20 protein-coding genes and 2 pseudogenes are annotated in these 20,306 nt (G+C 62.4%); 14 read left to right on the forward strand and 8 right to left on the reverse strand.

Annotated features, from left to right (window positions below; translation table 11 throughout):
• Positions 1 to 66 precede the first annotated feature (66 nt).
• Positions 67 to 942: a LysR substrate-binding domain-containing protein gene (locus NE852_RS28195; RefSeq protein ID WP_008532758.1), complete on the forward strand. Its 876-nt coding sequence runs from the start codon at positions 67 to 69 to the stop codon at positions 940 to 942.
• Between the two features lie 98 nt (positions 943 to 1,040).
• Here NE852_RS28195 and NE852_RS28200 read toward each other — a convergent pair whose 3' ends face one another.
• Positions 1,041 to 1,802 (reverse strand): SDR family NAD(P)-dependent oxidoreductase, encoded by a 762-nt coding sequence (locus NE852_RS28200; protein WP_037174143.1) that lies wholly within the window; start codon positions 1,800 to 1,802, stop codon positions 1,041 to 1,043.
• A 99-nt stretch (positions 1,803 to 1,901) separates the two neighbouring features.
• On the opposite strand from NE852_RS28200, the gene NE852_RS28205 reads away from it, so the two are divergent.
• Positions 1,902 to 2,816 carry a LysR family transcriptional regulator gene (locus tag NE852_RS28205; protein WP_008532756.1) on the forward strand — a complete coding sequence of 305 codons (915 nt, stop codon included), beginning with the start codon at positions 1,902 to 1,904 and terminating at the stop codon, positions 2,814 to 2,816.
• Between the two features lie 11 nt (positions 2,817 to 2,827).
• Here the strand turns inward: NE852_RS28205 and NE852_RS28210 are convergent, their stop codons facing one another.
• The gene (locus NE852_RS28210; RefSeq protein ID WP_008532755.1) at positions 2,828 to 3,295 is read right to left on the reverse strand and encodes a nuclear transport factor 2 family protein; all 468 of its coding nucleotides are present in this window, start codon (positions 3,293 to 3,295) and stop codon (positions 2,828 to 2,830) included.
• Positions 3,296 to 3,432: 137 nt separating this feature from the next.
• On the opposite strand from NE852_RS28210, the gene NE852_RS28215 reads away from it, so the two are divergent.
• Complete coding sequence (locus NE852_RS28215; protein ID WP_258157103.1) at positions 3,433 to 3,804, forward strand: helix-turn-helix domain-containing protein; 372 nt, start codon at positions 3,433 to 3,435, stop codon at positions 3,802 to 3,804.
• 330 nt (positions 3,805 to 4,134) lie between these two features.
• Here NE852_RS28215 and NE852_RS28220 read toward each other — a convergent pair whose 3' ends face one another.
• Positions 4,135 to 5,103 carry a zinc-dependent alcohol dehydrogenase family protein gene (locus tag NE852_RS28220; RefSeq protein WP_008532750.1) on the reverse strand — a complete coding sequence of 323 codons (969 nt, stop codon included), beginning with the start codon at positions 5,101 to 5,103 and terminating at the stop codon, positions 4,135 to 4,137.
• A 53-nt stretch (positions 5,104 to 5,156) separates the two neighbouring features.
• Between NE852_RS28220 and NE852_RS28225 the strand changes: the two genes are divergently transcribed.
• The 3 genes from NE852_RS28225 to NE852_RS28235 are packed head-to-tail and all read left to right on the forward strand — an operon-like array spanning position 5,157 to position 8,277.
• A complete protein-coding gene (locus tag NE852_RS28225) occupies positions 5,157 to 5,573 on the forward strand; it encodes a thioesterase family protein (RefSeq protein WP_008532749.1) in 417 nt (138 codons plus the stop codon).
• A gap of 3 nt (positions 5,574 to 5,576) precedes the next feature.
• Positions 5,577 to 7,100 (forward strand): class I adenylate-forming enzyme family protein, encoded by a 1,524-nt coding sequence (locus NE852_RS28230; protein ID WP_008532748.1) that lies wholly within the window; start codon positions 5,577 to 5,579, stop codon positions 7,098 to 7,100.
• Positions 7,078 to 8,277, forward strand: coding sequence for a thiolase family protein (locus NE852_RS28235; protein WP_008532747.1), 1,200 nt, complete (start codon positions 7,078 to 7,080; stop codon positions 8,275 to 8,277). Before NE852_RS28230 ends, NE852_RS28235 begins: the two co-directional genes overlap by 23 nt.
• Before the next feature lie 30 nt (positions 8,278 to 8,307).
• Here the strand turns inward: NE852_RS28235 and NE852_RS28240 are convergent, their stop codons facing one another.
• Positions 8,308 to 9,276 (reverse strand): LysR family transcriptional regulator, encoded by a 969-nt coding sequence (locus tag NE852_RS28240; RefSeq protein WP_008532746.1) that lies wholly within the window; start codon positions 9,274 to 9,276, stop codon positions 8,308 to 8,310.
• 149 nt (positions 9,277 to 9,425) lie between these two features.
• Between NE852_RS28240 and NE852_RS28245 the strand changes: the two are divergent.
• From NE852_RS28245 to NE852_RS28260, 4 genes and pseudogenes are all read left to right on the forward strand, one after another.
• Positions 9,426 to 9,635, forward strand: a pseudogene (locus tag NE852_RS28245) (cupin domain-containing protein); the annotation flags it as partial.
• A gap of 228 nt (positions 9,636 to 9,863) precedes the next feature.
• Positions 9,864 to 10,038: pseudogene (locus tag NE852_RS28250) on the forward strand (acetyl-CoA C-acyltransferase); the annotation flags it as partial.
• Between the two features lie 413 nt (positions 10,039 to 10,451).
• Positions 10,452 to 11,216: an SDR family oxidoreductase gene (locus NE852_RS28255; RefSeq protein ID WP_008532740.1), complete on the forward strand. Its 765-nt coding sequence runs from the start codon at positions 10,452 to 10,454 to the stop codon at positions 11,214 to 11,216.
• 62 nt (positions 11,217 to 11,278) lie between these two features.
• Positions 11,279 to 11,695 (forward strand): cupin domain-containing protein, encoded by a 417-nt coding sequence (locus NE852_RS28260; protein ID WP_128623616.1) that lies wholly within the window; start codon positions 11,279 to 11,281, stop codon positions 11,693 to 11,695.
• 48 nt (positions 11,696 to 11,743) lie between these two features.
• Here NE852_RS28260 and NE852_RS28265 read toward each other — a convergent pair whose 3' ends face one another.
• From NE852_RS28265 to NE852_RS28275, 3 genes are all read right to left on the reverse strand, one after another.
• A complete protein-coding gene (locus NE852_RS28265; RefSeq protein WP_008532738.1) occupies positions 11,744 to 13,027 on the reverse strand; it encodes a cystathionine gamma-synthase family protein in 1,284 nt (427 codons plus the stop codon).
• 97 nt (positions 13,028 to 13,124) lie between these two features.
• A complete protein-coding gene (locus NE852_RS28270; protein ID WP_258157105.1) occupies positions 13,125 to 14,201 on the reverse strand; it encodes a YihY/virulence factor BrkB family protein in 1,077 nt (358 codons plus the stop codon).
• A 716-nt stretch (positions 14,202 to 14,917) separates the two neighbouring features.
• The gene (locus NE852_RS28275; RefSeq protein WP_008532732.1) at positions 14,918 to 15,160 is read right to left on the reverse strand and encodes a hypothetical protein; all 243 of its coding nucleotides are present in this window, start codon (positions 15,158 to 15,160) and stop codon (positions 14,918 to 14,920) included.
• A gap of 473 nt (positions 15,161 to 15,633) precedes the next feature.
• Between NE852_RS28275 and NE852_RS28280 the strand changes: the two genes are divergently transcribed.
• Complete coding sequence (locus tag NE852_RS28280; protein ID WP_258157106.1) at positions 15,634 to 16,197, forward strand: hypothetical protein; 564 nt, start codon at positions 15,634 to 15,636, stop codon at positions 16,195 to 16,197.
• Between the two features lie 509 nt (positions 16,198 to 16,706).
• Positions 16,707 to 17,153, forward strand: a complete 447-nt coding sequence (locus NE852_RS28285; protein ID WP_258157107.1) for a GFA family protein — start codon at positions 16,707 to 16,709, stop codon at positions 17,151 to 17,153.
• A 26-nt stretch (positions 17,154 to 17,179) separates the two neighbouring features.
• Here the strand turns inward: NE852_RS28285 and NE852_RS28290 are convergent, their stop codons facing one another.
• Positions 17,180 to 17,737: an RES family NAD+ phosphorylase gene (locus NE852_RS28290; RefSeq protein WP_008532728.1), complete on the reverse strand. Its 558-nt coding sequence runs from the start codon at positions 17,735 to 17,737 to the stop codon at positions 17,180 to 17,182.
• Positions 17,738 to 18,162: 425 nt separating this feature from the next.
• Here NE852_RS28290 and NE852_RS28295 point away from each other — a divergent pair, with 425 nt between their 5' ends.
• Together NE852_RS28295 and NE852_RS28300 are read left to right on the forward strand one after the other, a co-directional pair.
• Positions 18,163 to 18,774, forward strand: a complete 612-nt coding sequence (locus tag NE852_RS28295; protein ID WP_008532727.1) for an AAA family ATPase — start codon at positions 18,163 to 18,165, stop codon at positions 18,772 to 18,774.
• A gap of 151 nt (positions 18,775 to 18,925) precedes the next feature.
• Positions 18,926 to 20,287 (forward strand): chloride channel protein, encoded by a 1,362-nt coding sequence (locus NE852_RS28300; RefSeq protein WP_008532726.1) that lies wholly within the window; start codon positions 18,926 to 18,928, stop codon positions 20,285 to 20,287.
• Positions 20,288 to 20,306: the final 19 nt, after the last annotated feature.

Consider the following 20,306-nt stretch of genomic DNA (forward strand, 5'->3'; position numbering starts at 1 on the left):
GATGCCTTCGGGACTTTCGCGCGAGAAAGAAAGCTGCGAGACTGTAGAAAATCTACTGGAAGACCGATGACCCAATCCCGCCGCACGCTGCCGCCGCTGAACGCCCTGCGCGCCTTCGAGGCCGCGGGCCGCAGGCTGAATTTCCGCGCCGCCGCCGAGGAACTGGGCGTCACGCAAGGGGCGGTCGCGCAGCAGGTTCGCGCGCTGGAAGACCTGTTCGGCCTCAGACTGTTTCAACGCCTTGCCCGCGGCCTCGCGCTCACCGACTATGGCACGGCCTATCTGGCGGATGTGACCCACGCCTTCGATACGCTTGCCGAAGCGACCTGGCGGCTTCTCGACCGGCCGGAAATAGTGACGATCAGCGCCACCCCCACAGTCGCCACCAGGCTGTTGATCCCGCGGCTCGCCGAGCTCTACGCCGCCCTTCCCGATATCGATCTGAGGACGATGGCCACCGAGGTGCTGTCGGATTTCGACCGCGACCAGGTCGATATCGCGGTGCGCCTCACCCGCCCGCCTTTTCCGGCGAATCTGGAGGCGCAGCTGCTGTTCCGCCAGGAACTGGTGGCGGTTGCAAGCCCGCATCTGGTCAGCGGCCTCGCCCTGCCTTTGACCGGCGAGGAGCTTCGCAAACTGCCGCTTCTGCATGACTCGCATGATCACTGGCGGGTGCTTCTGCAATCCCGCGAGAAGCTGCCGGGCGCCGCCTTCAACCATACGACGCTGGCGCTCGACGCCGCACACGCCGGCCGGGGCGTCGTGCTCGCCTGCCGCGCTTTCGTCATGGCCGATCTCGAAGCCGGCCGGCTGGTGCGGGTGAGCGACGAAACGGCGACCATCGGACCCGACTACTACCTCGTCCGCAAACGCTCATCATCGCCGCGAAAGGCCGTCGACGCGGTGTGGGACTGGTGCGCGACGCAGCTGGCACTCGCCTGATCCCGGCAAAAGGACGGCGCTAACCCTCCAGCGCCTCAATCATTTCCACCAGCGTTGCGTGGCGGCCGCCGACGGAAAATGACTGCGGTCGGGTCAAGTTAGAGTCGAACGCCACCTATCGTGAAGCCGCCGTCGACAGTGATTTCTTGTCCGGTGACGAAATCGGCGTCGCCCGACAGCAGCCAGGCGACCGTGCCTGCAACATCTTCCGGTCTGCCGTTGCGGCGAAGAGGCGTGTGGCTGGCCAGGCGGGCGGCGAAGGCCGGATCGATGACGTCGTCTGCCATCGGCGTCAGGATGATCCCCGGATTGATCGCGTTTACCCGGATGTTCCGGGGACCTTGTTCCACAGCCAACGTACGCATCATGGCGAGCAGGGCGCCCTTTGTGCCGGCGTAGGCTCCCGCGCCCGGCATCACTCCGCCCGCCGTCCAGGACGCATTGATGAGTATGCTGCCATCGGCAAGGAAGGGCAGGCATTGTTGCAGCGTGAAGAAAGTGCCGCGAAGGTTGGTTGCGATCAGCGTGTCCAGTTCATCAGCCGTGGTCTTGGCCAAAGGCTTGAATTCGCCCAACACGCCGGCATTGGCGAAGACGGCGTCTAGTGTCCCGAAGCGCGCTACCGTGGCCTGAACAGCGGCCGCGACCGCATCTTCATCCGCGATGTCGCAAGCGATTGCGATCGCGGTGCCTCCGGCAGCTTCGATCTCGGACTGCAGTTCGTTGATCGGCTCGGGACGGCGTCCGATGAGAGCAACCTGGCCGCCTTCCCTCACCAGCCGAAGGGCGGCTGCCCGCCCCATGCCGGTTCCCGCTCCGGTGATGAAGACAGTTTTGCCCGTAAATCTGTTTTGCGTCATTTGCGCCTCCTTGATTGCATCAGCGAGGCTGTTGTAATTCCATCGCGCCATAGCGATAATTGCCGGAAAATTTTATTCATTTGAAAGCAAAAGCATCGAATGGACCTCTTTCGCTCCATGCAAGTCTTTGTCAGCGTCGTTCAAGAAGGCTCGATGAGCGCGGCGTCCAGCAAGCTCGGCATGTCGCCGGCCATGGTCGGGCAGCATGTGGCAGCGCTGGAAGAGAGGCTCGGGACGCGGCTTTTGAACAGGACGACGCGCCGCCAGAGCATGACGGATTTCGGCAGGAGCTATGTGGAGCAGTGTCGGGACATTCTCGAGCGGGTTGCCGTTGCCGAGACGGATGCCGAGGCATCGCAAGTCAAGCCTCGGGGCCGGCTGAAGATGACGGCGCCGTCAACCTTCGGCGCGGAAATCCTGATGCCCGCCCTGAAGCGCTATCGCGAAATCGCGCCTGAAGTGACCATCGACATCACCCTGACGGATCGCAACGTCGATGTCGTCGAGGAGGGTTTCGATATCGCCTTCCGCATCGGCGATCTGCCGGACAGCCGCCTGGTCGCGCGCCAGCTCTCGCCTTACAGGATGGTCGTCTGCGCATCCCCGGACTATATCGCCCGCCATGGAAGTCCCGAACATCCCAGCGAGCTTTCGCATCATGACGCGGTCGGGTTTACCCCTGCCATGCGGTCGCCGTGGCGATTATCGAAAGGCGACGAGGCGGTAGAGGTCACCCCGCGGATCTCGATCAGCGTCGACAGCGGTCAGGCTGTTCGCGTGGCGGCGCGCGCCGGCCTGGGTGTGATCATGCAGCCGGCCATGCTGGTCAATGGCGACATTGCCTCCGGCATGCTCGTCCGGCTTTTTCCCGACTGGCATCTGCGCGAACGGCCGATGTCGCTCATATACCAGCGCGACCGGCGAATGACGCCGCGACTACGCAGCGTCATCTCCTTTGCGATCGCAGAATTCGGCGTGCACCCCGAGGATCGGATCGACCGAACGGGCGAATGACCTGCACGAATTCAGAACATCGTGTTCTTGTTGGCCGCCTCTTTCGGAACGGCCTGGGTCACGTCCCAATGCTCGACGATCTTGCCGTCCTTAACGCGGAAAATATCGACGATGGCCTCGCCGCGATCGGCCGCGCCGTTCGTCGCATGCACATGCAGCCAGACGAGATCGCCATCGGCAGCACTGCGGACGATCTCCGCCTTCGATTGGGCATTGTCCTTGAAGAAGCCGGTGAAGAAGGAAATGAGCGGCTTCTTGCCGTCGGGAACCTGAGGATTGTGCTGCCGGTAATCGTCCGCGATGACCGAGGCGGCAGATACGTCGTGCTTGTTGAAAAACTTGTCGTAGAATTCCACCACCAGCTTGCGGTTGGCTTCCTCGACCTTCAGATCCCGAGCAGCCGACTCGGCAAAAGCGCCTGACGGTGCGGCAATGCCTGCCACGATGGCGAGTGCGAAAAGCGATTTCCCAAAAGTCATGCGTTAAACTCCTTGGTATGGATCTGGGATCTAGTCTAGAAAACAGACTATGAGAACTGGTCTACGCAAGCCTGACACGGCGGGCAAGAAGGCAGGTTTTGGTGGCAAGGTCAGCCTGCGATGACCGAGGAGAGGGCATGTCTGGGGAAAAGAACGAGCCGAAACCAGCGCCCGGGACGGGGTGCCCGGTCAGAGGCGTGCTCGACCGCATCGGCGATCAATGGAGCCTGCTCACGCTGGAGGCGCTGGAAGATGGCAAGAAGCGCTTCAACGAACTGCTGCGCGAGATCGGCGATATTTCGAAACAGATGCTCTCCAAGACATTGCGGCATCTGGAACAGGACGGCTTCGTGACCCGCACCGTCTATCCCGAGGTTCCGCCCCGTGTGGAATATGAACTGACGGAGATGGGGCGTTCCTTTCTGATCCCGATGAAAGCGCTGATCGGCTGGGCTGAGCGGAATCATCCGCAAATCATGAGTGCGCGGCAGCGGAATGAGACGGGTTAAGAGAGCCTCATCCTTGCTGAGGTGCCTCGCAGGGGCCCGCGCACCTCGGGGTGAGGGTGGATAGGGCGTGCCGTGTGGCACCCCCCTCTGGCCTGCCGGCCATCTCCCCCACAAGGAGGGAGATCGGCTGGGCGCGATGGCTTCCCCAAACAACTGAGCATTGTGATTGTCGCTGCCGTTTGAAAGGGAGCGATGGTCCAACCTCCTGCCAATCTCCACCCTTGTGGGGGAGATGGCCGGCAGGCCAGAGGGGGGTTGCCATGCGGCACGCCTGTGAAGGAAGAAGTAAAGTATCTCGCGCTCAAGAGAGCCTCATCCCAAGGCGGCCCATCACGCCAGCAGCACCTTCCCCCCCGATCGGAACGGCAGGGCGCAGCGCAGCGCATCGCCGACCTTTTCCAGCGGAAACACCTCCCGTACCTCGGTGGCGATGACTTTGGCTGCGATCTGCGCGGCGACCTCGGAATAGGCGCGCTGAACGCCATCCATCGCTTCGGAATGGACCCATTCCCTGAGGTGACAATAGGAAAAGGAGATATCGGGATGGGAGGCCCAGAAGGAGGGTGGGATACTCTCTCCCGACAGCAGGCCGTAATGCACGAAATGTCCGCCGGGTTTGAGCGCATCGGCAAGCACCGAAGCGCGCGCGCCGCCGACGCAGTCGAGCACGGCGTCGAGCCCATGCCGGCCGGCGAGGCCGGCGGCGAGATCGTTCTCCGCCTTGTCGACGATGACGGCCTCGAGCCGGCCGCCGAGGCGCGCGAGGGATTCTTCGCTGCGGACGATGGCGATCGGCTCCACGCCAACAGCATTCGCCATACCGATCAGGATCGAGCCGATCGAGGCGGCGGCGGCATTGATGGCGATGCGCATGCCCGGCCTCAAGCCGATCTTCTTGTGCAGCATCAGCCAGGCGGTCATCGGGTTGACGTAGCTGGTCGCCGCTTCGAAATCGGAAAGCGCGTCGGGCACGCGGAGGCACCAGCTCGGATCGGTATCCTTGAACTCCTGCCACCCGCCGGCGCTGCGCACCGGCAGCACGCGCGTTCCGGGCGAAAGGCCATGAGCCTCTTGACCGCACTCTTCGACCACGCCGAAGGCTTCGAAGCCGGGAATGAAGGGCAGGGTCGTGCGGCCCGCATAGGCGCCTGAAATGGTGATGATATCGGAGGGATTGATCGAGCGCGCGAGCAGCCGCACCCGCACCTTGTCGCGCGAAAGCGGCGCCAGTTCGGCCCGTTCGATGCCGACGACCTCCTCGGCCGGGCCGAATTTTCGCACGACCGCCTGATATTGCATTTGCATCCCCCACACATCAGGTTAGAACACGCCTTCGAAATTTCGGTGATCGAATGAGCGTTGACGACAGGCCTTTAGCATCGTTCCGGGTCTCGATGCGAGACATCGACATCTATGGCCATGTCCACAATTCGGTCTATCTCGACTATTGCGAGGATGCGGTCGTCGAGTTCCTGCGCCACCGCGACATTCTCAGCCACTTCCGTCACACCACGTCCGGCGTTGCCTATCACGTCAAGAAGGCGGAGATCACCTTTCACAGCCCGATCGATGTCGACGATATCGTCGAGGCGAAGGTCAAGGTCGAGAAGATCGGACGTTCGAGCCTCTCCTTTACGATCGAGCTCTATCGCCAGCGCGATGGCGCCCACTGCGCATCGGGCGGCCTCGTCTGGGTCTGCGTCGGCCTCTCCGACAGCCGCCCGACGCCGATCCCCGAGGCGACGAGAGCCGCCTTGTCGCAGGACTGAGCCATGCCGATCCATAACGAGCTTCTTCGACACGCCACCGAGAGACCGGAAAAGCCGGCGGTCGTGATCGACGGCCGGTCGCTCAGCTATGGCGAACTTTACGCCCGCTCAAGCGCGATCTGTCGCTTTCTCCAAGCGCTTCCGCGCTCGAACCGGCGCTCACTCGATTTGCCCGGCGTCGAAAAACTTGTGGGCCTCAGCCTCGGCAATCACATCGGCTTTGCCGAATATTTCATCGCCGCCACCGCCTCGCCGCATGCCGCGGCAGTCATCGATCCGATGATGCCGGCCGAAAGGATCGAGCGCATCGTCGAGCGCCTGGCACCCGACGTGCTTGTCGTCGACGACGGTGCGAGCCCGAGCGGCGAAATCGGCCGCAGGCTCGGCATCCCTGTCATCGTCGCCGGAGCCGAGCCCTTCGACCTTCCTTCGCCGGAAGCCAGCTTGCCTGCCGATGCCGAGGGGATCTTCCTGATCGGCTTCACCTCGGGCACAACAGCCGAGCCGAAGGCCTATTATCGTTCCCGCGAGCAGTGGCGCAGGAGCCTCGACCGGGGGCGTCTTGTCTTCGAACTCCAGGACGCGCCGTCAACCCTGTGCCCGGGAGCGCTCGCGCATGGGTTGGCGCTTTACGCACTGGTCGAAGCACTCGATACCGGGGCGACTTTCCATTCTGTGGGGAAATGGGAGCCCGGCGCGGTCGCCCGCATTCTCTCCTCCATGCAGATCGAACGGCTGGTCGCCGTGCCCACCCATATAGCGGGCATTGCTCGAGCATCGACGGGCGAACCCGCGCTGACTTCGCTGCGCGACGTGCTGACGGCAGGCGCGAAACTGAACCTCAATGAGGTCGAATCCATGCGCCGCCTTTTCCCGAAGGCGCGCATCCGGGAATATTACGGCGCATCCGAAATCGGCTTCATGACGGTCTCGACACTTGTCGGCGGCGAGACCGATTTTCCGATCGACCGGGTCGGACAAGCCTATCCCGGCGTCGAAATCTCCATCCGCGACCCCGAGCAAAACGACGTCGGCACCGATGTGCCGGGCACCATTTTCGTCAACAGCGACCTGATTGCCGACGGCTATCTCTGGGGCGACGACGGCCAGGCGTTCCGGGTCACCCCGGCGGGGGCGACGGTCGGCGATCTCGGCGAGATCGATGCGAACGGCATGCTGCGGGTCATCGGCCGGTCGGGCGGCATGATGATCACGGGCGGCAACAACGTCTATCCCGCCGAGGTCGAGAGCGCGCTGAAAACCTGCCCCGGCGTTGAGGATGCCGTCGTCTTCGGGTTGCCGGATGCCTATTACGGCCAGCGGATCGTCGCCGTCGTCTCCGGCGAGGCGACGGATGCGAAAAATCTCGCCGACCATTGCGCCGGCAAGCTTGCAAGGTTCAAGATCCCCAGGGAATTCCACCATATCGGCGCCTGGCCGATGACGAGCAGCGGCAAGATCGCGCGCGGACAGGTGGAAGCATCGGTCAATTCGGGAGACGGTCTTGTCCTACGCCTATCAGCCTGACGAGGATTGGCAACCGGTGGTGGTCGCCGCTTACCGCACGCCGATCGGCCGAGCCTTCGGCTCGTTTGCGACCATTACGGCCGAAGATCTGCTTGCCCCGATCATCCGCCGGATCGTCGTCGAAACGGGAATTGCGCCCGACGCCATCGACGATGTCCTTGTCGGCAATGCCGCGGGAGGCGGCGGCAATATCGGCCGGCTGGCCGCCCTCAACGCGGGGCTGCCCATGGCCGTTCCCGGCGTTGCGATCGACCGGCAATGCGGCTCCGGGCTGGAAGCGATCATCCTGGCCGCCCGGCTGATCCAGGCGAAAGCCGGCTCGTGTTTTCTCGCCGGCGGCGTCGAGAGCGTCAGCACCGCGCCATGGCGTGTCGAAAAACCGAAAGCCAATGGCGCCGTGCCACGCTTTTACGGTCGGGCGCGCTTTTCGCCCGAGGCGATCGGCGATCCCGAGATGGGCGTCGCCGCCGAAAACGTCGCGCGGGAGTTCGGCATCTCGCGCCAAAGGCAGGATGAATTCGCCCTGCGCAGCCACGGGCTCGCTGTCAAGGCGGCTGAAGCCGGCCTGCTCCGGCCGGAGATCGTCGAGATCTCCACGGCTCACGGACTGGTGGAACGGGACGAATGCCCACGCCAGACGACCTCGATCGAGGCGCTGGCAAACCTGAAGCCCGTCTTCCAGGCAGACGGTTCGGTGACGGCGGGCAATGCCTGCCCTCTGAATGACGGCGCCTGCCTGGTGCTCGTCATGAGCCGCGGCATGGCGAAAGGCCTCGGCATCGAGAAAGGCCTCGCCTTCATCGACAGCGCCGCCGCCGGCGTCGACCCCAACCTGCTCGGCATCGGCCCGGTCGCCTCGACCAGAAAGCTCCTGCAGCGCCAGCCCGGCCTCTCACTTTCCGGCGTTGACGCCATCGAATTCAACGAGGCTTTCGCGTCCCAGGTTCTGGCATCGCTGGATCAACTCGGCATCGCCGCCGACGCGGTCAACAAGGAGGGCGGCGCCATTGCGCTCGGCCACCCCTTCGGCGCCTCCGGCGCAATTCTCGTTAGCCGGCTATATAGCCAGCTGGTTCGCGGAGACCGCTGGTCGCCTGCCGCAACCGGCCTCGCCACGATCGGCATCGGCGGCGGCATCGGGCTGACCGCACTGTTCGAGGCTGTCGGGCTTTCGTGAAGAGACGTTCTTCATGCTTGCGCCAGGGGATCAATTCTCGGATCGATCGACCGATGACTGGAATGAAGGCGTCTCGGGCGCGGAAAGCGCGTGCGCGATTTCACTTCGCAGCCATGCACTTCCCGGATCGCTGTCGAAACGGCGAAGCCAGTACATGGTCACATCCATTTTCGGCGATTCCATCGGCGGCATGAACACGTCGAGCTTTAGCCGGCCGATCAGGGTGCGAGCAAAATGAACCGGAATGCTTCCCAGCATTTCGCTCGATTCAACGGCGAGAGCAACTGCCTGGAAATGGGGTACCGTGACCATGACGCGCCGCGCAAGGCCAAGGCGGGCGAGGGCGGGATCGATCGTTCCGGTCCGGCTCCCATCGGCGGAGCGCAGGACGTGAGGGACGGCGCAGAACAGATCTGCCGGTATGGCGTCTCCCGGACGAAGTCCGCGGCTGGCAAAAAGAGGATGCCCCTGCTTTGCGATGCAGACCAACCATGATTGGAGCACCTTGCGGCTCGCAACCCATTCCGGCGCTTCGAGCGATCGGTCGACGACGATATCCGCTCGGCCGTCGCGCAGCATCTCGAAGACTTCCGACGAGGCATGATCGATCATCTGCAAGGTGACGGAAGGCGCAGCTTCGGCCACACGCGCAGCCAGCGGCGGCATCAGCAATGTCGAGAAGTAATCCGATCCGATCAGCATGAAGGAACGGGTCGAGGTGGCGGGATCGAAAACAGCGGTCGCCGCCAATGCCTCTTCCATGCCGGCCAGCGCCTGCCTGATCGGATGGCGCAATTCGAGGGCGCGCGCCGTCGGCATCATCTGGTTGCCTTCTCTCACGAACAATTCGTCATCAAGCAAGGCGCGCAATCTGCCGAGCGCCGAACTCACGGCCGGCTGGGACAAGCCGACCCGCTCGCCTGCCCGCACCGTCGAAAGCTCTGCCATCATGGCGTCGAAGACGCGCAACAGGTTCAGGTCGAGGGCGGAGAAATTCACGCGGTCAATATCCCCTATACGATCATTCGATTTCCGTGCGGCCGCGGTCGGCGATAGTGATGGAGAGCAGGCTGGAACTCTATTCCAAATGACCCCGGAAGGAAATCGGCATGAGCGTTGCGGCGAGAACCGTGCGGACAGTAACCTGGATGCAAACGACCTACTCCATCAATATCGGCAGGTTTGAAAGCGGGGGCATCCTCGGCGTTTTCGAAAGCAAGGTGCCCGCAGGTGGCGGGCCACCGATCCACATTCATCACAACGAGGACGAAGTGATCCATGTGATCGAAGGCGCCTACGAGTTCTGGTGCGATGGCAAGCTTGTCCCGGTCGGTCCGGGCAGCTCGATCTTCCTGCCGCGCGGCGTGCCGCACACTTTTCGTGTAATCGGCACGTCTCCCGGACGCAACCTTACCGTCCTGACGCCGGGCGGCATGGAGGAATTCTTCATCGAGGCGGCCGCGCAGGCGCGCGGCTGCCGGAAGACATGGATCGGCTCCTGCAACTGGCGGAACGCTACGGCATCGAATTTCGGGGGCCGGCGAACTGGGAAACAGACCGGACGCACTGACGCCGGCGGCGTGCGACCGCGCCCTGCCACGTCGATCGAGGCGCTGGCAAAGCTCCGGCCCGTCTTCCTGGCCGACGGCTCGGTGACGGCAGGCAATGCCTGCCCGCTGAATGACGGCGCCTGCCTGGTGCTGGTCATGAGCCGCGGCATGGCAAAAGGCTCTCTCTTTCATCGACAGCACCGCCGCCGGCGGCGTAGCCGTGTAGCTTAAGCGGAAGGGATGGTCGTGCCGCCCCTCATCCGCCTGCCGGCACCTTTGCCTGGGTTGAGCCACTGGTCTCAGCCCGTCCTTCGAACCCCCGCTGGGGAGAAGAGGATATGCCGCACCGCCTCCGTCCCTCGCGACGCTTTGACGACGCAGATCCTCCTCCGTTTCCGCAAGACGTTTCGACCGCAGGGCGAGCCCTCCTACACCTTGGCATAGGGCGACAGCGACTGAGGGAGAATGGTTCAGAGCCGCGATCGGGCGCATTCTCTTGGCGATCGGTTCCGGCCGATGGAACCGCTTCACGCGGTTTCGGCACTTCGAGCAGGTCCTGCTCGCCTTCGTTCAGCAAAGGCAAGTCAACAGAGGATATTCCTCGCAAGGAGAAGGAGACTACCCATGAAGATCGTCGTTATCGGCGGCACCGGGCTCATCGGCTCGAAGACCGTGGAAAGATTGCGCAGCAAGGGGCACGACGTCCTGCCGGCCTCGCCGAATTCGGGCGTCGACACCATCACCGGCAAGGGGCTCCCCGAAGCGCTCGCCGGCGCGCAGGTGGTGATCGACCTCGCCAACTCGCCTTCCTTCGAGGACAAGGCGGTTCTCGAATTCTTCCAGACCTCGGGGCGCAACCTTCTCGCCGCCGAGAAAGCCGCCGGCGTGAAGCATCACATCGCGCTCTCGATCGTCGGCATGGAGCGGCTGCAGGACAGCGGCTACATGCGCGCCAAGAAGGCCCAGGAGGACCTGATCAAGGGTTCCGGCATTCCCTACACCATCGTGCATTCCACGCAGTTTCATGAGTTCATGGCGGGCATCGCCCAGGCGGGCGCGGTCGGCCAGATGGTGCATCTGTCGCCGGCTTACGTGCAGCCGATCGCCTCGGACGACGTCGCCGATGTCATGGCCGAGGTGGCGCTGGCCGCACCCGTCAACGGCACGATCGAAATCGGCGGACCGGAGAAAGTCCGCCTCACCGACATCGTGACGCGCCTCTTCAAGGCGACGAACGATCCGCGTCAGATCATGGCCGATCCGCATGCCCGCTATTTCGGCGTCGAGCTCGAGGACAATTCACTCGTGGCAGGGCCGAAGGCCCGGCTCGGCCGCATCCGCTTCGATGACTGGCTGCGCCAGCATCCGCCCCAGAAGATGAGCGCCTGATCGCCGGGGCCGCTTTCGCGGCCCTCGCTGCAACCGTTCCCATCAATCCAAGGAGACCAGACATGTTAGGAAAAATGATCTCGGCAGCGGCATTCGCCGTTGCCCTTGTTGCCGGCACCGCCGCCGCGCATGCCGCGGGCGACAAGGCGAAGGTAACCCTCGTCTACGATCACGAGCTTCCCAACGTTCCCGGCAAGAGCATCAAGGCCGTGCTCGTCGAATATAAGCCCGGCGGCACATCGCCAGGCCACACCCACCCGAAATCGGCCTTCATCTATGCCACCGTTCTGGAGGGCTCGATCAAAAGCCAGGTGAACGACGGCCCGGTGAAGATTTACAAGGCCGGTGAAAGCTTTCCCGAATTCCCCGGCGATCACCACAGCGTCAGCGCCAACGGCAGCAAGACCAAGCCGGCGAAACTGCTCGCGGTCTTCGTGGTGAACACGGGCGAGACGGAACTGACGACCGACGACAAGTAAGCTGCCCCCGATGCCCGGCACCGCCGGGCATCGTTTTCCCCCGCCTTGTCACGCGGCCTGCAGCGCCAGTTCCAGATCCGCCACCAGATCATCCGGATGCTCGATGCCGATCGACAGCCGGATCGTCGATTCCAGAACGCCAATACGCTCACGCACATCGGCGGGCACGCCGGAATGGGTCATCGTGGCCGGATGGCTTGCCAGCGACTCCGTGCCGCCGAGGCTGACGGCAAGCTTGAAGACCTGCAGCGCATTCAGGAATTTGAAGGAGGCCGGCTGGCCACCGCGGATATCGAAGGAGAAGGTCGAACCGGCGCCGGTGCATTGCGCGGTGAAGGTGCGCCCCAGCGGCGAATCCGGATCGTGGTACGGGAGATAGTGAACCTTCTCGACCTTCGGGTGCTCGCGCAGGAAATCGGCCACCGCCCGCGCATTGCTGTTGGCCCGCTCCATGCGCAACTGCAGCGTTTCGAGTGACCGGCCGAGCATCCAGCAGGAATGCGGATCGAGCTGCGTGCCGATCGCGCCGCGCAGCGCCTTGACCTGCTTGACGACGGCCTTGCGGCCGAGAACCGCGCCGGCGATGAGATCGGAATGGCCGCCGACATATTTGGTCAGCGAATAGAGCGAGATATCGGCGCCGTGCTCGATCGGCCGCTGGAAGACCGGCCCGAGCAACGTGTTGTCGCAGACGACGATCGGCGTATGCCCCTGCCGTGCGCCGATCGCATCGGCGACACGCCGGATCATCGCGACGTCGACGAGACTGTTGGTCGGGTTGGCTGGTGTTTCGATCAGGATGACGGAGACGCGGCCCTTGCCCATCGCCTCATCGGCCGCCTTCTGCACCGATGCTTCGCTGACGCCATCGGCAAAGCCGACGGCCGCGACGCCGAGATTGAGGAAGGTCTTTGCCAGCAGGGTTTCGGTGCCGCCGTAAAGCGGCTGCGAATGCAGGACCGCATCGCCGGGACGGACGAAGGCAAGCAGCGTGGTGGCAATCGCCGCCATGCCGGATGAAAACAGCGCGCCGCTTTCCGTCCGCTCATAGACGGCGAGCCTGTCCTCGACGATCTCGCTATTCGGATGATTGAAGCGCGAATAGACGAGGCCGGCACCCTTGCCCGCCGGCGGCTCACGCCGGCCCGAGACGTAATCGAAGAAATCGCGGCCATCCTCGGCGGAGTTGAAGACGAAGGTGGAGGTGAGGAACACCGGCGGCTTGACCGCGCCCTCCGAGAGCTCGGGATCGTAGCCGTAGTTCAGCATCTGCGTTTCGGGATGCAGTGCATGATTGCCGATATGGGTTTTGGAAGGATGCGGGGCGGTCATGATCGTCTCCTCTGTCGACGTGCCGAAGCACAAACTACATCAAAACCGCATCGGGCGAGCGGCCATCGATAAGGCTCCTTAACGATCAGCTTAATTATCAGCTCACCGTCTCGCCCAATGTGTCGGCGACATAGGCGCCGCGCGCGCCCATCGGCAGCGGAGGCCCGGTCGTCGTGTCCTTCGCCGTCTGATGCTCCAGCTCGGCATTGAGTTCGGCGCCGACGATGAGAATGACGACGGAGAGCCAGATCCAGACGAGGAAGCCGATCAGCGCGCCGAGCGTGCCGTAGGTCGCGTTGTAATTGGCGAAATGATCGAGGTAGAAGGAGAAGCCGACCGACATGACGGCCCAGGCGAATGTGGTCAGCCCCGCGCCCCACGTCATCCAGCGGACCCTTGCAGGCGCGCGGCTCGGCCCGAAACGATAGACCAGGGTCACAGCCACCGCGACGACGAAGAGAAGCAGCGGCCACCGCAGGAAAAGCGCCATGTTCTCCTTGAACTGGTCGAGCCAGAGATAGGAGAGCATGACGGGCAGCACGCCGACGAGCGCCACCATGACGACGGCGAAAACCATCGCGCACAGGGTAAAGCAGAGGCCGATCAGGTTCAGCCTGACGAGGCTGCGCTTCTCCCTCTCCTCATAGGCGACGTTCATCGCGTCGAAGATCGCCAGCGTGCCGCTATGGGTGCTCCAGAGCGCGATCGCGAGACCGACGAAGAAGGTGATGCCGAGGGTGCTTTCGCGCTTTTCGACGAGCGCCTTGATCTGATCGGCAAGAAGATCAAAGGCCCCGGGCGGCAGAAGGATGGCAAGCTCGCGCAGATGTTCTGATATCGTCACCGGATCAGCCACCAGCCCGTAAAGCGAAACCAAGGCCGCGAGTGCGGGAAACAGCGCCAGCAGCAGATAAAAGGTCACGCCCGCCGCAATCAGCGTCACCCGGTCGTCGAGGATTTCATGGAAGGCGCGCCAGAACACGTCGCGCAGGCCGGCGAGCGGAATGGCCTCGGGCGTGGCCGCGCTGCGCCCATGTTCGTCGCCCGCCTTGCCGGCAACGACGGTGGCGAAGGAACCCCGCTGCCTTGCCTGCACCAGGACAAACGCACCGATCGCCGCGGCCACAATTCCAACCGCGACGGAGAACCTCTTGAGGCGGAGCACCTCTGCCATTACCCTATCCTCCGATTTGCTTCGGGGATAACGCTGCGCGCCGCTAAAGGATGCAAGCCGTTGCTTTCCCGCAGAGAATCCCGGCGGGGGAGGGGACTTCGCTGCCGCCATCAGCGTCGCAGATGAGAATCCCGCGCAATTTTGAAGATTATAAACATCTGATTTTGTTAGATTAGTTTCAGGCTACGGAAGCGAAACCGGGGTTTGGTTTCGTTACTCCGGCGTGAGGGTCATTCTGGTGCTGTGGCCGATGCGGCGATTTTGTGGGAGCCAAGGCCGAAAATCGGAGCATTTCGCCGCTTGGAAAGCACGATTTGGCCTGAATTCCGTCCGCCATTCCTAGCCTAATACCTACAAAATACAGCCCGACGAAGTGACACCCGGCCTCATCAATAACGCCGGCACCCGAGGCCCGCAATAACCGCGCTCGTTATCCACGGCAAAGATTGATACCGGCCGGACGCACACGATCGCATCCCCATGCACTCGGATCACGACGAGTTCGTTGCGGACGACGCGAGCGGGGGCCATAGCGCACCGATCACGGCCCGACAGTCGATGCCATCGGTCGCAGCGATAATTTCTCCGCAAGTTTGGCAGCTCGCGCGTGGGCTATTCCGTATTAGCGGCCGTCGGCCTTCTGCGCGCCTGAACAATCTGCTCGACATCATTGGCATACTGATCATCAGGAAATTTGACGTTCCAGACGAGGCGGTTCAATCGCTCTCGGGCAATGCCGCGATAGGCAGCAGCAACATATGATCGGCAACAACCACCAATCGGGCATGGGCGCCGAGCTGATGCAGCGTAGGACGCATGGCCGCATAGGAGTTGAAACCGAATGACGCGGCGATCGCCTCATCCAGATGCGATGACTTGATGTGAGGATACTGGCTGCGCAGAGCTTTTTTCAGCGTGGCGATATTCGAAGGCGAGAACCTGAAGGATGGGTTCAGCATATGACGATCCGATGTTCTGGCCGAAGTCTGCCGATTACACTTCGACCTTGGTGAACATGGCCGTCGAAAAGACCCTACGTACCCTTCAACCCGGCAGCAGGTTTGGATAGGTTCCCGAGTCAGACATTAACCTGCAGACGCTTCTTCCTCAAGGTATGCCTCCCCTCCAGCGCCGGTGGCAGCGACCATGGCCAGCAATGGCCAAACCAAAACGTGGGTAGATCGCTGGTCGCACACTTGCTTCCCCTTCTCCCGCTGGAGCGAAGGGGTCCGCGGAAACGTCGGCGCCCCTTCACGGAACATCATCGTCGGACCATCAAGGGGCCGCCAAATCATTCGTTGTCCGCGGACAACAGCTTGGCCGAGCGACCTTTGCCGGAGTCTGCAGGATCATACTGGCGCATGCCAATACCGAACCCTCGCCTCAGGAGAACCCCCTTGCCAAGAACCCGCCATCCCGGCAATTTCACGACATGGACCCGGCCGCTCTCGCCTCTCGCATGCGTGATCACTACGTCGCAGAATTTCGCTGTTTCGTCCAAACACAGGTGGCGATCTGTCCCCAAGGGGTGCCCGAGCTAAAGCTACGCCTCAGTGAAAAGTGCGCGTTGTTCGATCGGCTTTATTGCGTGGATTTCATCAGGGGCGGCAGCCCATCGCCGATCGTGGAATTCGCCCCCAAGTACATCTTAATTTTCGATGCCCTCAGGGCCACATTTGGCAACTCACTTCTCCTCATGAAGCACCTGCGGTGGGACGACGTATTGATCCGGCATGACGTCGATCAGCCGCCTTATGATGATCTCGCCAAATGGTTTCGATCCTGGTTCGATCCGGAGGATGAACGGCATGATCCCAACGGGGACGTGTCCAAAATGATCCACTCGATGCTGCTTCAGCTAGGCCTCCTCAGTATCGACTTCGGCACGGCCCCGCCCGATGCTTTTTGGGAAATTCTACAGGTGCTCGAAAACGCGGGAGCGGCGCGGATTGAAATCGGCAGTTCGGAGGCCGAACCAAATCACCTCGTTCAATAGGCGTCCAATATTCCCCCGTTGTCCGCGGACAACGCTGTCTTCAAGCCAGGACGAAGCGATCGCAAGCCGCGCCGCACTTGTTCGCAACTGTACGAAATCGACGCAACCACCCGGCTTGAATTTGCCGCATTGCGGCACTACCTCGTGATGAGCCGAAGCGCTGCACCCCTCTTTAGCTGCTTCGGCCCGATGGACAGCTTTCCTCCTCCCATGCTGTCGGTCACTATCGAAGCCCGGCGCCTCTCTCTCCCGCGCCGGGCTTCTGCCCCTCCCATGCCGCGGCGCGGATGGCAGCTCTCCCGTCGAATCCTCCTCATCCCTTGGACGCGGCATTTCCCTCACTCATCCCGAGCAGGCTCAAGGCCGCAGCCTCGAAGATCGAACCGAGGTGCCCGCCTCGCCCTTCGAGGCCCCTGCGGGGTGCCTCAGAGCAAGCCCCATTGGGGACCTTGCGCGAATCCCCAGCATTTCTCATTGATCGATCAGCAGCGAAAGAACCGAGGTGACAGATGGACAGGTTAGCGCAATGCCATTGCGGATCACTCCGCGCGAAGACCTCAGGCGATCCGCTTACGGTGAGCCTGTGCCATTGCCGGGACTGCCAGCGCCGAACCGGCGCCGTGGCGAGCAGCGGCGCGATCTTCGCGAAATCCGAGGTGACGCTCGAGGGAGACTGGAAGGTCTTCGAGCGCGACGCCGCCGAAGGGCGCAAGGTCCGGTTCCGCTTCTGCCCGAATTGCGGGACGTCGCTGTATTGGGAAGGTGATTTCAGCGCGGAGCTCTGCGGCATCGCGGTCGGCGCCTTCGCGGACCCGACCTTTCCGCCGCCCCTGCTTTCCGTCTACGAACAATCCAGGCATGAGTGGGTGGAGCCGCCCGACGGCGTGGTGCGTGCCCGGCGCGGATTGGTTTCGTCAGCGGCGGCCGCGGATGATGACAAGCCGAGCGAAACTTGAACGCGCCGGCCCCGAGAGCGCTTTGGTTACAGACCCCACTTCGGGCCGCCCTGCGACAAGGTAATCTCGACCGGATCGCCGTTCACCTCGACGGACGGACCGCCGAGCGCATTCCAGCGAAACAGATTGAGATGCCGGCCGCCGGGGATCAGTCTCGATCGGTCGATGATGCCATCGGCGCCCGCCGCCCTGGCGAGATCGGCCGTGCGCCATGACGGCGGCTCCTTGCCGACAGCCAGTGCCGAGCGCCAGGAGAGATTGGAGGCCTCCCGGTCGATACCGAGCTGTTCACACGCCTGCTCATCATGCTGATCGAGCACGAAGGCGTTGTTGACCGCGAGCGGCACCACCACACGCCGCCGCCCGTCTTCGCGCATATAACCCGAAATCGCCATGATCGCCCATTCGGCCGAAGCACTCATATAGAGGGCAGGCTGACCGAGCCGGTGATAACGGCCCGCGCTCGTCTCATCCGGAAGATCGAGCACGCGATCGAGGCGCTCGATAGGAACGGACCGAAAGAAGCGCCCGCTCACCTTGCGGAAGATACTTGATGCTTCGTTTGCTGGCGGTTGTTTTTCCATAGGGGTCATGAGTATCGATGTGAGAGAATGCAGCTTGTCTTAGCGTTCGATGACAGAGCTGCGTTGCCGATGGTTGCCATGCCGAGCGAAATTATACCAGCGGGGAGATAGCTGGTAATGGCCTCTGAACAACGCGCGCGGAGGTAACGGAAGTGATGCCCAATATCGCTTCCGCAAAGAACACCGATCAAACGAAATCAATAGGTTATTCTTTTGGCGCTGCGCTCAAGACGAGAGGTCCAGCAAAGGTGTCTGAACAGCGCTGATGCAACTTTTGAAACAATCACCGAAAGGGGAGGGCTTTTCGAAACCGCGTGCCTGGATATTACTTGGCAGCGCCGATCCAGGGATGAGGCCAGACACCACCTTGAATCGCCGACTGCAATGATTGCGAGGTTTGAGAGGTTAGCGGAGGTTAAACTGCGATGAAATTATTCGTCCTGCTCATGGGCTTTCCTGGTGTCGGTAAGCTGACGATTGCGAGAGAATTGAGTCCGCATTTCGCTGCGAAGATTATCGACAATCATTGGTTCAACAATCCGATACTGCGCCTGATCGATGACGATGGGACGGCACCCCTTCCGAGCGGCATATGGGAATATACTGGCAGAGTTCGGCAGGCCGTCCTCGATGCCATCGTCGCCTATGGCCCGCCCTCGGTGAATTTCATCTTCACGCACGCCGGAATAGAGGGCGACGAGCGCAGTATCCGCACATTTCAGCAGATTGCTGACGCTGCCAGGCAATGCGAGGCGCTGCTGGTGCCGGTGCGATTGCTTTGCGATGAGGAGGAACTGGCGCGCCGCATTACCACGCCAGCGCGTCGCGAGCGGTTGAAGTCGATTGACGCACAAGCCTCCAGGGAAAGGAGCAGGCGAGCCCAGGTCTTCGATCCCCAACATCGATTCACCCTGAATTTGGATGTGACCTCAAAGACGGCCGAAGCGAGCGCAGCAGCCATTCGCGATCATGTGCTGAGCGTAGCAGCCGACGATTTCGCTTCACTCTTGGGGAACAACGTCGCGATCCCGCTATAACAGCTACGCATTGACCGCCGTCCCGGTCGGCGCGTAGCGCAAGACGCGACCAGAACAGGATTTTTCCCCAAGTGCTGAATATGGTCCAACCAAACCTTGCATCCCGTCCTGGTGAAGCCGATAAACGCGCAGTCTCAAATCGGCGGCCGATATGCAGAAGTTTTATCGTAAGTCCAAACTCATGCGCCGTTCCCGCGTGGTCTGGGGATCATTCAATCTGTGGAAGCCACGGCTGGTGTTCTGGATCGGAGCGCTGGCGATCGGCGTGACCAGCGTCGGTTTTGCGAGGCTCGCCGACATGGCGCAGGCGCTGTTCGCAAGCTTGACGACGTCCACCGGCTGGAGCTTTCTTTTGCCGCTCCTCGTCACTCCCATCGGGTTCGTTTTATCCGCCTGGCTGGCAATCACCCTTTTCCCGAACTCGCAGGGAAGCGGGATCCCGCAGGCGATCGCGGCCCGCCACTTACACGATGATGCCGACCGCACGCGGCTCCTCTCGCTACGCCTTGCCTTTGGCAAGATTACCTTGACCATCCTCGGTCTTTTCTGCGGCGCCTCGATTGGACGCGAGGGCCCGACGGTCCAGGTCGGTGCTTCGTTCATGCTGGCAGCGGCGCGCTTCGGAGGCATGGCGCAGGCACGCGGGCTGATCCTGGCTGGCTCTGCCGCCGGCATCGCGGCAGCCTTCAACACTCCGCTCGCGGGTATCGTCTTCGCGATCGAGGAGATGGGCCGGGCATACGAGGCGCGCACCAACGGCATCGTGCTGACGGCGGTGATCATTTCGGGCCTTGCGGCACTGGCGCTTTCCGGCAGCTATAATTATTTCGGGACGACATCCGTCGCGCCAGCCGGCATCCATGACTGGCTTCTGGTGCCGGTATGCGGGATCGGTGGCGGCGCGCTTGGAGCAACCTTTAGCGGACTGGCGCTGCATTTCGGCATTCGGATCCGCCGCTGGGCGCAGTCCGCCCCGCTGAAGCGCATGCTCATTCTTGCCGGCCTCTGCGGTCTCGCCGTGGCGGTGATCGGCATCGTCTCGCAAGGCAACACGTTCGGAACGAGCTACGAACTGGCGCGCGCAGCCGTAGAAGGCCATGCGACGCCGCCGCTGTTCTTCATCGAAAAGCTGCTCGCCAGCTTTCTGTCGATGATCTCCGGCATCCCCGGTGGGATCTTCGCCCCGTCGCTCGCCGTCGGCGCCGGCTTCGGCAGCACGATCGGATCGCTGTTCGGCACGAGCATCGCTCTTGCGGCGATCCTCGGCATGGCGGGTTACTTCGCAGGCGTCGTTCAGGCGCCAATGACCGCCTTCGTCATCATCCTTGAAATGACCGGCGACCATGAGGCCGTGATCCCTGTTATGGCCGTATCGATGATCGGCTATGTAACGTCGCGCTTGCTGTCGCGCGAGCCGCTTTACCACGGCCTGTCGCGCAATTTTATCGCAGCGGCGCTACGGGCGAGAAGGACGACGGAAAAGACCACGACGGACGGCATTTCAGCGAGTTGACCGGTCTGAGCCCATCGCA

This window comes from Rhizobium sp. Pop5, from assembly GCF_024721175.1.
In the GTDB taxonomy this organism is placed as follows: Bacteria; Pseudomonadota; Alphaproteobacteria; order Rhizobiales; family Rhizobiaceae; genus Rhizobium.